The sequence below is a fragment of the Sinomonas cyclohexanicum genome (genome assembly GCF_020886775.1).
Classification (GTDB): domain Bacteria; phylum Actinomycetota; class Actinomycetes; order Actinomycetales; family Micrococcaceae; genus Sinomonas; species Sinomonas cyclohexanicum.
On sequence record NZ_AP024525.1, the window covers coordinates 1,846,630 to 1,859,991 of the forward strand.

The following is a 13,362-nucleotide window of genomic DNA, read 5'->3' on the forward strand; positions in this document are numbered from 1 at the left end:
TCATGGGCATTCTGTTCGCCATCCTGTACCTCGTCCTCGAGCTGTTCTTCATCTCACTCGTCGCCCGGCTCGTCTTCGACTGGGTGCAGTCCTTCGCACGCTCCTGGCGCCCCCGGGGCGCCGCACTCGTCGCCGCCAGTGCGGTGTACTCGGTGACGGACCCGCCCATGAAGCTGTCCCGGCGCTGGTTCAAGCCGCTCCGGCTCGGGGCAGTGAGCCTCGACATCGCCTTCATCGTCCTCGTCATCGTGGTCGTCATCGCAATGGCGATCGTTTCGGGGCTTGCCGGAAATGTCCGGTAGGTTCGTCCCAGCACGCTCGCTCCCAGCCCGCACGGGCGCACCGCCCGGAGTGCTGAGTGGAGCGGAGCGTAACAATTCAGATACGGTAGTCATGGTGGCGCAGGCTGCCTGACCGATTAGACCAATGAGGTGAGCAGATGGCTCTGACGCCAGAAGACGTTGTCAACAAGCGGTTCCAGCCGACAAAGTTCCGCGAAGGCTACGACCAGGATGAGGTCGACGACTTCCTTGACGAGATCGTCATCGAGCTCCGCCGCCTGAACCAGGAGAACGACGAGCTCCGCAAGAAGGTCGCCGAGCTCTCCGGCAAGCAGGGCGCCCCGCAGGCTGCCGAGAAGCCGGCTGCACAGGAGGTCCGCGAGGAGGCCAAGCCGCAGCCCGCGAAGGCCGCCGAGGTCCCCGCCCCGACGCAGGCCGCCCCGGTGGCGCCCGCTGCTGCCCAAGCACCGCAGGGTGCCGCCGGCCGGTCCTCGGCAGCGGAGTCTGCCGCCGGGCTGCTCGCCATGGCGCAGCAGATGCACGACAAGCACGTCCAGGACGGCATAGACCAGCGCGACAAGATCATCGCCGAGGCCCAGATCGAGGCCAGCAGCCTCGTCAACGAGGCACAGGAGAAGTCCCGCAAGACCCTCGGCGCCCTCGAGCAGCAGCGCTCGGTGCTCGAGCGCAAGGTCGAGCAGCTCCGCGGGTTCGAGCGCGATTACCGCTCGCGCCTCAAGAACTACATCGAGGGCCAGCTGCGCGACCTCGAGGCCCGCGGCTCCGTCGCCACGGCCGAGATCTCTGACAACGCCGAGGTCTGATCAGCCTCAGCCCGCAAGGCCGGCGCCCGCCACAGGCGGCCGCCGGCCTTGCGTTGCCATCGGAAAGAAGCATGGAAACAACCCCCCCACGCCCCGGCGACGGGACAGCGGCGGCGGCGCGTCGCCGTCGTGCTCCTTGCCCTCGTCGCGGCTATCGCGTACACCGCCGATCAGCTGACCAAGCTGTGGGTCACCAGCACCATGGTGGAGGGGGAGCGGATCCCGGTCCTGCCGCCGCTGCTGCAGTGGTACTACATCCGCAACTCGGGAGCGGCCTTCTCGATCGGTGAGGGGGTCACGTGGGTCTTCACGATCGTCATGACCGTGGTCTCGGTCGGGATCCTGGTCTATGCGCGGAAGGTGCGAGCGCTGTGGTGGGGGACAGCCCTGGGGCTCGTCCTGGGCGGCGCGCTCGGCAACCTCACCGACCGGCTCTTCCGTGAGCCGTCCTTCGGCATGGGCCACGTGGTCGACTTCATCTCGCTGCCCAACTTCGCGATCTTCAACGTCGCCGACTCGGCAGTCGTGTGCGGGGTCATCCTCGTGTGCCTCCTGACTCTCGTGGGACTCTCACCCGATGGGACGCGCCAGCGGCGGCAGGCCGGAGCGGCCGAGGAGACCCCGGGAGGGGAGGGGCCCGCTGGCGGAGGAGGCCCGGACGAAGATGGCCCGGAGGCCCGGTCATGACTGAACGACTCTCCGTCCCCGACGAACTCGCGGGGGCCCGCGCGGATGCCGTCCTCGCCGAGCTCCTGGCCGTCTCGCGCTCGGCCGCGGCAGCGCTCCTCGCCGGCGGCCATGTGCAGCTCAAGGGCAAGGCAGTGGCCAAATCGGCAAAGCTCGCGGCCGGGGACGAGCTCGTCCTCGAACGGCCCGAGACGCGTGACCCTCTGGAAGTGGTGGTTGAGAAGGTGGACGGACTCGAGATCCTCATCGACGACGAGGACTTCGTGGTCGTCGACAAGCCGGTGGGTGTGGCGGCGCACCCGTCGCCCGGATGGGTCGGTCCCACCGTGGTGGGCGGTCTCGCGGCCGCCGGCTTCCGGATCTCCACCTCGGGCGCCCCGGAGCGGGCCGGCATCGTGCACCGCCTCGATGTCGGGACCTCCGGCGCCATGGTCGTGGCCAAGACCGAGCATGCGTACACGGTGCTCAAGCAGGCGTTCAAGGACCGCACGGTCGAGAAGGTGTACCACGCGCTCGTGCAGGGCATCCCTGACCCCCTTGAAGGCACGATCGATGCGCCGATCGGACGCCACCCCGGCTACGACTGGCGGTTCGCGGTCGTCGAGGACGGACGTCCGTCCGTGACCCACTACGAGGTCATCGAGGCGTTCGGCCGCGCGAGCCTCGTCGAGGTCCACCTCGAGACCGGCCGCACCCACCAGATCCGGGTCCACTTCGCGGCGCTGCGCCACCCGTGCGCGGCTGACCTCACCTACGGCGCGGATCCGCGCCTCGCCGCCGATCTGGGACTCACCCGCCAGTGGCTCCACGCGCACCGGCTCGCGTTCGCCCACCCGCGCACTGGGGACCGTGTCGAGGCCGTGAGCCCGTACCCCGCGGATCTGGAGTACGCCCTCGAGGCGCTGCGCGAGGGCCGCGTCTGAAGCACCCCGGCGCGAGCCGGCCCTGCGCGCACGACGGCGAGTGGCCGCCGTCGTGCCTCACCGAACCTGGGGCGGCGCGCGCCTAGACTGGTGCGGTGACTTCCAGCGGTTCCTTCGTCCACCTCCACACCCACACCGAGTACTCGATGCTCGATGGCGCGGCGAAGCTCGGAGACCTGTTCGCGGAGGCGAACCGGCTGGAGATGCCGGCCCTGGCGATCACCGACCACGGGTACCTCTTCGGCGCCCACGACTTCTGGCGCAAGGCCACCGACGCGGGGATCAAGCCGATCATCGGCGTTGAGGCGTATGTCACCCCGGGCACGCACCGCACGGACAAGTCGCGCGTGCGCTGGGGCGACGAGTCCCAGCGCAGCGACGACATCTCGGGCGGCGGCGCCTACACGCACATGACGCTGCTGAGCTACAACAACACGGGCATGCGCAACCTGTTCCGCGCGTCGTCGCTCGCCTCGCTCGACTCGGTCTTCGGCAAGTGGCCGCGCATGGACCGCGAGCTGCTCAGCACCTATTCGGAGGGGCTCATCGCCACCACGGGCTGCCCCTCCGGTGAGGTCCAGACCCGTCTCAGGCTCGGCCAGTACCGTGAGGCCCTCGAGGCGGCCGCGGAGTTCCGCGACATCTTCGGCGCCGAGAACTACTACTGCGAGCTCATGGACCATGGCCTGTCCATCGAGCGGCGCATCCGCGAGGACCTGCTGCGGCTCGCCCGTGAGCTCAACATCCCGCTCGTGGCCACGAATGACCTCCACTACACCCATGAGCACGATGCCAAGGCGCACGAGGCGCTGCTGGCGATCCAGTCCGGGTCGACGCTCCTGGACCCGAGCTACGACAACGGGGGTTCCCGCTTCGCATTCTCGGGCACCGGGTACTACCTCAAGTCACCGCAGGAGATGCGAGAGCTGTTCCGGGAGCTCCCCGAGGCGTGCGACAACACGCTCGTGATCGCCGAGCGGTGCGGGGTGTCCTTCACGAAGGACAACTTCATGCCCCGCTTCCCATGCCCGCCGGGGGAGGACGAGGACTCCTGGCTGGTCAAGGAGGTCGAGCGGGGCCTGGCCTACCGGTACCCCTCCGGCATCCCCGACGACGTGCGCAAGCAGGCCGAGTACGAGCTCGGGATCATCAGCACGATGGGCTTCTCCGGCTACTTCCTCGTGGTCGCGGACTTCATCAACTGGGCCAAGGACAACGGGATCCGCGTCGGGCCCGGCCGCGGCTCCGGCGCGGGCTCCATGGTCGCGTACGCGATGCGCATCACCGATCTGGACCCGCTCCGCCACGGGCTCATCTTCGAGCGCTTCCTCAATCCGGACCGCGTGTCGATGCCCGACTTCGACGTCGACTTCGACGACCGTCGCCGCCCCGAGGTCATCGACTACGTCACCCGCAAATACGGCGACGACCGCGTGTCCATGATCGTCACGTACGGCACGATCAAGACCAAGCAGGCGCTCAAGGACTCAGCGCGCGTGCTCGGCTACCCGTTCTCGATGGGCGAGACCCTGACCAAGGCCCTTCCGCCGGCCGTCATGGCCAAGGACATCCCGCTCGCGGACATCCATGACAAGGAGGCCAAGCGGTACGGGGAGGCCGGCGACTTCCGCCAGCTGCTCGAGACCGACCCCGAGTCCCGCAAGGTGTTCGACACCGCGATCGGCCTCGAGGGCCTCAAGCGCCAGTGGGGCGTCCACGCGGCGGGCGTCATCATGTCCTCCGACCCGATCATCGACGTCGTACCGATCATGCGCCGCATCCAGGACGGACAGGTCATCACGCAGTTCGACTACCCGACCTGCGAGGGCCTCGGCCTGATCAAGATGGACTTCCTCGGGCTGCGAAACCTCACGATCATCTCGGACGCCCTCGAGAATGTGAAGCGCAACCGAGGTGTCGACCTCGACCTCGAGCGGCTCGAGCTCGACGACGCGGCCTCCTACGACCTGCTCGCCCGCGGCGACACGCTGGGCGTGTTCCAGCTCGACGGCGGCCCCATGCGCTCGCTCCTGAAGCTCATGAAGCCGGACAACTTCGAGGACATCTCGGCCGTCCTCGCCCTCTACCGTCCCGGCCCGATGGGCGCGAATGCGCACACGGACTATGCGCTGCGCAAGAACGGGCAGCAGCCGGTGATCCCGATCCACCCCGAGCTCGAGGAGCCCCTCAAGGACATCCTCGGCGGCACCTACGGCCTCATCGTGTACCAGGAGCAGGTCATGGCCGTCGCGCAGAAGCTCGCCGGCTACTCGCTCGGACAGGCCGACATCCTCCGCCGCGCGATGGGCAAGAAGAAGAAGTCGGAGCTCGACAAGCAGTTCGCCGGCTTCTCGCAGGGAATGCTCGACAACGGCTACTCGAAGGAGGCCATCCAGACCCTCTGGGACATCCTCCTCCCGTTCTCCGACTACGCCTTCAACAAGGCCCACTCGGCCGCCTACGGCGTCGTCTCGTACTGGACCGCGTACCTCAAGGCGCATTACCCGGCCGAGTACATGGCCGCCCTGCTGACGTCCGTGGGCGACGACAAGGACAAGTCGGCCATGTACCTCAACGAGTGCCGGCACATGGGCATCACGGTCCTCCCGCCGGATGTGAACGAGTCCGAGCTGACCTTCACCCCGGTCGGCGACGACATCCGCTTCGGCATGGGAGCCATCCGCAACGTCGGAACCAACGTGGTCAACGCCATGGTCGAGACGCGCGCCGAGAAGGGCAAGTACACCTCGTTCGCGGACTTCCTGCAGAAGGTGCCCGCCGTCGTGTGCAACAAGCGGACGATCGAGTCGCTCGTCAAGGCCGGGGCGTTCGATTCGCTCGGGGATACCAGGCGGTCCCTCGCGATGATCCATGAAGAGGCCATCGACGCCGTCATCACGCTCAAGCGCAATGAGGCGAACAACCAGTTCGACCTGTTCAGCGCGTTCGGCGACGACACGCCGCACGCGGGCCTGAGCGTGGAGGTTCCTGACCTGCCCGAGTGGGAGAAGAAGGACAAGCTCAGCTTCGAACGCGAGATGCTCGGCCTTTACGTCTCCGATCACCCCCTGCAGGGCCTTGAGGGCGTCCTCGGGGCGGCCGCCGAGGTGGACATCGCGTCCATCCTCGCGGATGACGGCCCCCACGACGGTGCGATCGTGACGATCGCCGGCATGATCACGTCACTGAGCCGCCGCATCTCGAAGTCCAGTGGCAATCCGTACGCGCGCGCTGAGATCGAGGACCTCGGGGCGTCGATCGAGGTGATGTTCTTCGGGCAGGTCTACGGCCCGATCGCCGCAGTCCTCGCCGAGGACCTCATCGTCGTGATCAAGGGACGGGTGCAGCGACGCGACGATGGGGCGGTCTCCCTGAGCGCCATGGAGATGAGCATCCCAGACCTCACGAGCGCCGAGGGCGGTCCGGTCGACATCAAGATCCTCGAGCATCGCGCGAGCGAGGAGCGAATCGGCCAGCTGGGGGAGATCCTGCGCAGCCACCGCGGCAATTCGGAGGTCAGGGTCCACGTCCGCGAGCGGGACAGGGTGGCCGTCATGACCCTTCCGCCGCACCTGCGGGTGAACCCCAACCCTGCCCTCTTCGGGGACCTCAAGGTCCTCCTCGGCCCGGCGTGCCTCGATGCGTGAGGCTGCCCCGATGAGCGCGACGCCTCCGACCCCCGTGCCGCAGGAGCCAGCGCGGGCCGAACGGATGTCGATCGTCCGATGGATCGTCTTCCCCGTCCTCGCAGGCCTCGTCCTGGGCACGGTGTGGGCCGTCGCGGCGCCTGGGGGACTCCTGTACGGATCGGGCAGCGACTACCAGAGCTGGGACGAGCGGGACCTGGTCTTCGCAGGCCTCGGCCTCCTCGCGGGCCTGACGATCACCGTCCTGCTCGCCGCGACACGGAGGCGTGCCGGCCTGCCGAACAAGGGGCTGGCGGCCTTGGCCGGGAGCGTCCTCGGCACGTTCGCCGCCTGGGGCACCGGGGTCGGGCTCACCAGGGTACTTGGGACCCGAGGGGTCAGCCCCTCGGTGCCCGAATCGGCATTCGGCCTGGGGGCACTGAGCTCCCTCGCGGTCTGGCCGGCCGTCGTGGCGCTGGCCGTCCTCGCGCTGACCACTCTGTGGTGGGCGCCGCCCCGCGACGACCAGGACTGATCGCCGGGCTCGAGCCACGGTGGGGGGCGACGGGGGCGCCCCTGAGCCGCCGGTAGACTGGATCGGTGACTTCCGGCGCCTCCATCCTATCTTCGCCCGCCTTCCGCACGATCGACCTCCGAGGCCAGAGCCTCGGGCTCGCCCAGCTGCGCGCCGTCGTGCCGCGGCTGACGGCCGGCGACGGCGCGAGCGTCGAGGACGCCGTCCGCGGCATCATCGAGGATGTCCGTGCGCGGGGCTTCGCCGCGCTGAGCTATCTGGCCGCGAAGTTCGACGGCGTCCAGCAGCGACACCCCCGCGTGCCCGCCGAGGCCATCGCCTCTGCCCTCGATGGCCTCGACCCCGCGGTGAGGGCGGCGCTGACGGAGTCGATCGATCGGGCGCGCGCGTTCGCCGCCGCGCAGGTCCCGGCGGACGTGACTGTGCACCCCGGCGCGGGCGCGTCCGTCACGCAGCGCTGGGTTCCGGTGGGCCGCGTGGGCCTGTACGTCCCCGGCGGGCTCGCGGTGTACCCGTCGAGCGTCGTCATGAACGTGGTCCCCGCCCAGGCCGCGGGCGTCGCGTCGATCGCGCTGGCCTCTCCGCCGCAGAAGGACAACGGGGGCCTTCCGCACCCGACGATCCTCGCCGCGGCTGCGCTCCTGGGCATCGACGAGGTCTACGCGATCGGCGGCGCACAGGCGATCGTCACCTTCGCGTACGGGATCCCTGGCGCGCACGACGTCGCGGGGGAGCTTCCCGCTCTCGCGCCGGTGGACGTCGTGACCGGCCCCGGCAACATCTTCGTCGCCACGGCCAAGCGACTCGTCAAGGGTGTGGTCGGCATCGACGCCGAGGCGGGTCCCACCGAGATCGCCATCCTGGCCGATGCCACGGCCCGGCCCGAGCTTGTCGCCGCCGATCTGATCAGCCAGGCCGAGCATGATCCGCGTGCGGGCAGCGTGCTCGTCACGGATTCGCCAGAGCTTGCCGGGAAGGTGCATGAGCAGCTCGCCGTGCTCGCCACCCGCACCAAGCATCGCGACCGCGTCATCGAGGCGCTCTCGGGGGAACAGTCGGGGGCAGTCCTCGTCGACAGCCTCGAGGCCGGCATCGCCGTGTGCGACGCGTACGCGGCGGAGCATCTCGAGATCATGACGGCGGACGCCCCCGCCGTCGCCGCCCGCATCCGCAACGCTGGCGCGATCTTCGTGGGCGACTACAGCCCGGTGAGTCTCGGAGACTACTGCGCGGGATCGAACCACGTGCTGCCGACCTCGGGAACGGCCGCGTTCTCGTCGGGCCTCAACGTCACGACGTTCCTGCGGGCCATCCAGATCATCGACTACTCCGAGTCCGGGCTGTCCGAGGTCGCGCCCTACATCCGTAGCCTCTCGGACGCGGAAGACCTCCCCGCGCATGGTGACGCGGTAGACGCGCGGTTCGCCCGCGACTGAGCCGGCACGCGGGCGGAACGCGCCGAACCGACACCTCGCTACCCCTACACGTAGTGTCACGGACACTACATCTTGTGGTCGGAGCTTGTGGTGCCCGCCACCCGCTCAGTAACATTGACGCTGTGTACTGCCCGTTCTGCCGCAACCGCGATTCCCGCGTCGTCGACAGCCGCCTCCAAGATGATGGCTCGGCGATCCGGCGCCGCCGGCAGTGCCCCGAGTGCGGCCGCCGGTTCACGACCATGGAGACGACGAGCCTGACGGTGCTCAAGCGCTCCGGGGCGGCCGAGCCCTTCAGCAGGTCCAAGGTCATCACCGGCGTCCGCAAGGCGTGCAAGGGCCGGCCCGTGACGGACGACGACCTGGCGCTGCTGGCCCAAGAGGTCGAGGAAGCCATCCGCTCCGCAGGCTCGGCCGAGATCCAGGCCCACGAGATCGGCCTCGCGATCCTTGGCCCGCTCAAGAAGCTCGACCAAGTGGCCTACCTCCGGTTCGCGAGCGTGTACCAGGACTTCGAATCGCTCGCCGACTTCGAGAAGGCGATCGGTGTGCTCCGCGCCGAGCAGGCTGATGCCGAGCAGGTGGGCCTGCAGCCCGCGCCCACTCGCGCGTAGTCGGCGGCACCCCGCCGAGAGACCGCGACGACCCCAGCGCGAGGGGGCCCGGACAGCTGTCCGGGCCCCCTCGACGTCGTGCGCTGTCTACTTCGCGAGCTTGTGGTGGATGGCCACCTGGAGGGCGGCGCCCACGATGCCGGCCTCGTTCTTCAGCTCCGCGGGGATGATCGGCGTGCGCAGCTTGAGCAGGGGCAGGTACTCGTCCGACCTCTTGGAGATGCCGCCGCCCACGATGAACAGCTCGGGGGAGAAGAGGAACTCGACATGCTCGAAGTAGCGCTGCAGCCGCACCGAGTAGTCCTCCCAGCTCAGACCATCGCGCTCGCGCGCCACGGCCGATGCCTTGGTCTCCGCGTCATGGCCGTCGATCTCGAGGTGGCCGAGCTCGGCGTTGGGCACGAGCTTGCCGTCGAAAACGAAGGCCGAGCCGATGCCGGTGCCGAGCGTGATGACGAGGACCGTTCCCTTGACGCCCTCGCCCGCGCCGTACCGCACCTCCGCGAGGCCGGCCGCGTCGGCGTCGTTGATGACCTCGACGGGGCGGCCGAGGCGCTTCGTGAACGCCTTGTCCACCTCGTAGTCGATCCAGGACTTGTCGACGTTCGCGGCAGAGCGGGCCACGCCGTGCTGGATGATCGCGGGGAAGGTCACGCCCACCGGGGTGTCGGCGTCCGGCGCACCATCCCGGCCGCTGAGCTCGTCGACGATGTGGGCGACGACGTCCGCCACGGCCTCGGGGGTCGACGGCTGGGGCGTGTCGATGCGATACCGGTCGCCGACCAGCTTGCCCTTCTTGAGGTCGACAATCCCGCCCTTGATGCCGGTGCCGCCGATGTCGATGCCGATGACGGTCGGGTGGGACTTGCTCTTCTTCTCGCTCTTGGCCATGCGTTGCCCTTCTTGGTGGGTGGGTCAGGGGGGCGGGTGGATCAGGGGGGCGCTCGGGACGAGGGGGCGCGCCCGGCTAAGGAACCGTGAGGATCTCGGCGCCGGTGTCGGTGACGAGGAGGGTGTGCTCGAACTGGGCGGTGCGCTTCCGGTCGCGGGTGACGACCGTCCAGTCGTCCTCCCACATGTCCCACTCGATGCCGCCCAGCGTGAGCATCGGCTCGATGGTGAAGACCATGCCGGGCTCCATGACGGTGCTGTAGGCCGGCGCGGCGTCGTAGTGCGGGATGATGAGGCCGGAGTGGAAGGCCTCGCCGACGCCATGGCCCGTGAAGTCGCGCACGACGCCATAGCCGAAGCGCTTGGCATAGGCCGCAATGGCGCGGCCGATCACGTTGATCTCGCGTCCGGGCGCGACCGCCTTGATGCCGCGCCGCAGCGACTCCTGCGTCCGCTCGACGAGGAGCCGCGATTCCTCGTCGACGTCGCCGACCAGGAACGTGAAGTTGGTGTCGCCGTGGACGCCGTCCTTGAACGCGGTGATGTCGATGTTGACGATGTCTCCGTCGTTGAGCACCGTGCTGTCGGGGATCCCGTGGCAGATGACCTCGTTGACCGACGTGCACAGCGACTTCGGGAAGCCGCGGTAGCCGAGCGTGGACGGATAGGCGCCATGGGCGATGAGGAACTCGTGGCCGACGCGATCGAGGTGGTCGGTCGTGACCCCCGGGCGGATGTGCTTGCCGACTTCCACGATCGCCTGTGCCGCGATCTTGCTGGCTGCACGGATCTTCTCGATCTTCTCCGGCGCGACGACGTTGGATCCGGTGTACTTCGCGGGCGCCTTCTTCCACGCGTACTCGGGGCGCGGGATCGAATCGGGGACGGGGAGGACGGGGCTCACCATGCCGCGCACAAGCGTGCCGATGGGTGCCGTGGAAGGGGCTGAAGGCATAGGGTGAGTCTACTGGTCGAGTGCTTTGAATGACCCGATGTCACGCGGGTCCCAAAGGAAGGCGCGAACATGGTCGAGTACTGGTACAACGTCCGCACGCATGAGGTCGAGGAAGACGCGCAGAGCGACTACACGCAGCTGATCGGGCCGTACAAGACGCGCGAAGAGGCCGAGAAGGCGCTCGAGAAGGTCAAGGAGCGCAATCGGGCCTGGGACCCCTCGGACGCGGACGGCGACGGTTGGAGCGACCGGGACTGAACGCAGAGACCCCGTGCCCGCGGCCCCGGGGGACTCAGAACGAGTGCTCGGGGCCCGGGAACTGCCCGGAGCGCACGTCCTCGCCGTACTGACGCGCGGCGTCGAGCAGGCTCGAGCGAAGGTCGGCGTACCGCTTGACGAACTTCGCGACCTTGACGCCGGGGCCGCCGCGCAGGCCTGCCATGTCCTGCCACACGAGCACCTGGCCGGTCGTTGCGTTCCCGGCGCCGATGCCGATGGTGGGGACCGTCACCGCGGCGTCGACGGCTGCTGCCGTGGCCGCGGGGACCATTTCCATGAGCACGCAGAAGGCCCCGGCCGACTCAAGGGCCTTCGCGTCCTCGATGAGGCGCTCCGCGTCGTCGCCACGGCCCTGCACGCGGTACCCGCCGAGGGCGTGCTCGCTCTGCGGGGTGAAGCCGATGTGGGCCATGACCGGGATGCCTGCTTGGACCATGGCCCGGACCGTGTCGGCGTAGTAGGCGCCGCCCTCGAGCTTCACGGAGTGCGCCAGGCCTTCCTTCATGAACCGGACGCCCGTGGCGATGGCCTGTCCGGGGGACGCCTCATAGCTGCCGAACGGGAAGTCTGCCACGACGAGGGCGTGGGGCGCCGAGGTGGCCACGGCGCGCACGAGGGGGATCAACTCGTCGACCGTGACCGGCAGCGACGTCTCGTGCCCGTAGACGTTGTTGGCGGCGGAGTCGCCGATCAGGAGCACCTCGATGCCCGCCTCGTCGAAGATCGCCGCGGTGTACTGGTCGTAGGCCGTGAGCATGGCGAAGTGCTCGCCTCGCTCCTTCGCCTGGGCCAGGTGGTGGATCCTCGTGCGGCCGGTCCGCGGTGAGAGCGCGGGTCCGCTGCCGTAGGGCGCCGGAGATTCGTCGGAACTCGTGGTGGGGGCCATAGGGACGAGATTAGTCGATGCTTCAGTAGAGTGGGGGTGAGCGTGCAGGGCCCAACCATAAGGATGCGAAGACCCCATGAATCGTCAGCAGGAGTTCGTGCTCCGGACCATCGAGGAACGTGACGTCCGCTTTGTCCGGCTCTGGTTCACCGACGTGGTCGGTTCGCTCAAGTCGGTGGCCCTTGCTCCGGCCGAGGTCGAGGGGGCCTTCGAGGAGGGGCTCGGATTCGACGGCTCCTCGATCGAGGGACTCGCACGCGTGTCGGAATCCGACATGCTCCTGCAGCCGGACCCCTCGACGTTCCAGATCCTCCCGTGGCGCGGCGAGACGGAGCCGACGTCCCGCATGTTCTGCGACATCCTCACTCCGGACGGCGAGCCCTCGCCGGCCGACCCCCGCAGCGTCCTCAAGCGGACGCTCGCGAAGGCCGCCGAGATGGGCTTCACGTGCTACACGCACCCCGAGATCGAGTTTTACCTGCTTGAGTCGGACCAGCTCGGACCCGACGGGGCACCCGTGCCGGCGGACTACGGGGGGTACTTCGACCACGTCCCCGGCGGCGTCGCCCAGGATTTCCGCCGGACGGTCGTCAACATGCTCGAGGCCGTCGGGATCTCGGTCGAGTTCTCCCACCACGAGGGCGGCCCCGGGCAGAACGAGATCGACCTCCGCTACGCCGACGCGCTCCAGACCGCGGACAACGTCATGACGTTCCGTACGGTGGTCAAGGAGGTCGCGATCCAGCAGGGCGGCTACGCGACGTTCATGCCCAAGCCCTTCACGGTCCACCCCGGTTCCGGGATGCACACGCACTTCTCGCTGTTCGAGGGGGACAGCAACGCGTTCCACGAGCCCGGGGCGGAGTACCAGCTCTCCAAGACGGCCCGCCACTTCATCGCCGGCCTGCTCCGTCACGCGAATGAGTTCACGGCCGTGACGAACCAGTTCGTCAACTCCTACAAGCGCCTGTGGGGCGGTGGCGAGGCTCCGAGCTACCTCAGCTGGGGCCACAACAACCGCTCGGCACTGGTCCGGGTGCCGCTCTACAAGCCCGGGAAGAACCAGAGTGCGCGGATCGAGTACCGCGGCATCGACTCCGCGACGAATCCCTACCTCTCCTACGCCGTGCTCCTCGGGGCGGGCCTGAAGGGCATCGAGGAGGAGTACGAGCTCCCGGCCGCGACGGATGACGACATCTCGGCCCTGACCAGCGCCGAGCGCCGCGTGCTCGGCCATGATCCCCTGCCCGCGAGCCTGCACGACGCCGTCAACGTCATGGAGGAGTCGGAGTTCATGGCCGAGATCCTCGGCGAGCAGGTCTTCGGCGCCTTCCTGCGGAACAAGCGGCAGGAGTGGAACGAGTATCGGCTCGAGGTCACCCCCTACGAGCTCCACCGCAACCTCGGCATCCTCTAGGGGCGCCA

At 68.7% G+C, this 13,362-nt stretch carries 13 protein-coding genes; 10 read left to right on the forward strand and 3 right to left on the reverse strand.

Annotated elements, in window-relative coordinates:
• Nucleotides 1-2: 2 nt before the first annotated feature.
• From SCMU_RS08855 to nrdR, 8 genes are all read left to right on the forward strand, one after another.
• On the forward strand, nucleotides 3-302 hold the full coding sequence (locus SCMU_RS08855) for a YggT family protein (protein WP_229232617.1): 300 nt from the start codon (nucleotides 3-5) through the stop codon (nucleotides 300-302).
• A gap of 137 nt (nucleotides 303-439) precedes the next feature.
• Complete coding sequence (locus SCMU_RS08860; protein ID WP_229232618.1) at nucleotides 440-1,105, forward strand: DivIVA domain-containing protein; 666 nt, start codon at nucleotides 440-442, stop codon at nucleotides 1,103-1,105.
• A gap of 129 nt (nucleotides 1,106-1,234) precedes the next feature.
• Nucleotides 1,235-1,792, forward strand: a complete 558-nt coding sequence (gene lspA / locus SCMU_RS08865) for a signal peptidase II (protein WP_229232619.1) — start codon at nucleotides 1,235-1,237, stop codon at nucleotides 1,790-1,792.
• Nucleotides 1,789-2,715, forward strand: coding sequence for an RluA family pseudouridine synthase (locus SCMU_RS08870; RefSeq protein ID WP_229232620.1), 927 nt, complete (start codon nucleotides 1,789-1,791; stop codon nucleotides 2,713-2,715). The genes lspA and SCMU_RS08870 overlap by 4 nt, the downstream gene beginning before the upstream one ends.
• A gap of 146 nt (nucleotides 2,716-2,861) precedes the next feature.
• Nucleotides 2,862-6,362, forward strand: coding sequence for a DNA polymerase III subunit alpha (gene dnaE / locus SCMU_RS08875; protein WP_229232985.1), 3,501 nt, complete (start codon nucleotides 2,862-2,864; stop codon nucleotides 6,360-6,362).
• Nucleotides 6,363-6,372: 10 nt separating this feature from the next.
• Nucleotides 6,373-6,876 (forward strand): hypothetical protein, encoded by a 504-nt coding sequence (locus tag SCMU_RS08880; RefSeq protein ID WP_229232621.1) that lies wholly within the window; start codon nucleotides 6,373-6,375, stop codon nucleotides 6,874-6,876.
• 65 nt (nucleotides 6,877-6,941) lie between these two features.
• Nucleotides 6,942-8,312, forward strand: coding sequence for a histidinol dehydrogenase (gene hisD, locus SCMU_RS08885; RefSeq protein WP_443020253.1), 1,371 nt, complete (start codon nucleotides 6,942-6,944; stop codon nucleotides 8,310-8,312).
• Between the two features lie 122 nt (nucleotides 8,313-8,434).
• Nucleotides 8,435-8,926, forward strand: a complete 492-nt coding sequence (gene nrdR, locus SCMU_RS08890; protein WP_229232622.1) for a transcriptional regulator NrdR — start codon at nucleotides 8,435-8,437, stop codon at nucleotides 8,924-8,926.
• Between the two features lie 87 nt (nucleotides 8,927-9,013).
• Here the strand turns inward: nrdR and ppgK are convergent, their stop codons facing one another.
• Nucleotides 9,014-9,817 (reverse strand): polyphosphate--glucose phosphotransferase, encoded by an 804-nt coding sequence (ppgK, locus tag SCMU_RS08895; protein WP_229232623.1) that lies wholly within the window; start codon nucleotides 9,815-9,817, stop codon nucleotides 9,014-9,016.
• 76 nt (nucleotides 9,818-9,893) lie between these two features.
• Nucleotides 9,894-10,772, reverse strand: a complete 879-nt coding sequence (map, locus tag SCMU_RS08900) for a type I methionyl aminopeptidase (protein WP_229232624.1) — start codon at nucleotides 10,770-10,772, stop codon at nucleotides 9,894-9,896.
• Between the two features lie 69 nt (nucleotides 10,773-10,841).
• Here map and SCMU_RS08905 point away from each other — a divergent pair, with 69 nt between their 5' ends.
• Nucleotides 10,842-11,030, forward strand: a complete 189-nt coding sequence (locus SCMU_RS08905; RefSeq protein WP_229232625.1) for an SPOR domain-containing protein — start codon at nucleotides 10,842-10,844, stop codon at nucleotides 11,028-11,030.
• A gap of 34 nt (nucleotides 11,031-11,064) precedes the next feature.
• Here the strand turns inward: SCMU_RS08905 and panB are convergent, their stop codons facing one another.
• Complete coding sequence (panB, locus tag SCMU_RS08910) at nucleotides 11,065-11,937, reverse strand: 3-methyl-2-oxobutanoate hydroxymethyltransferase (RefSeq protein WP_229232626.1); 873 nt, start codon at nucleotides 11,935-11,937, stop codon at nucleotides 11,065-11,067.
• A 76-nt stretch (nucleotides 11,938-12,013) separates the two neighbouring features.
• Here panB and glnA point away from each other — a divergent pair, with 76 nt between their 5' ends.
• Nucleotides 12,014-13,354, forward strand: a complete 1,341-nt coding sequence (gene glnA / locus SCMU_RS08915; RefSeq protein WP_229232627.1) for a type I glutamate--ammonia ligase — start codon at nucleotides 12,014-12,016, stop codon at nucleotides 13,352-13,354.
• The last annotated feature ends 8 nt before the right edge of the window (nucleotides 13,355-13,362 follow it).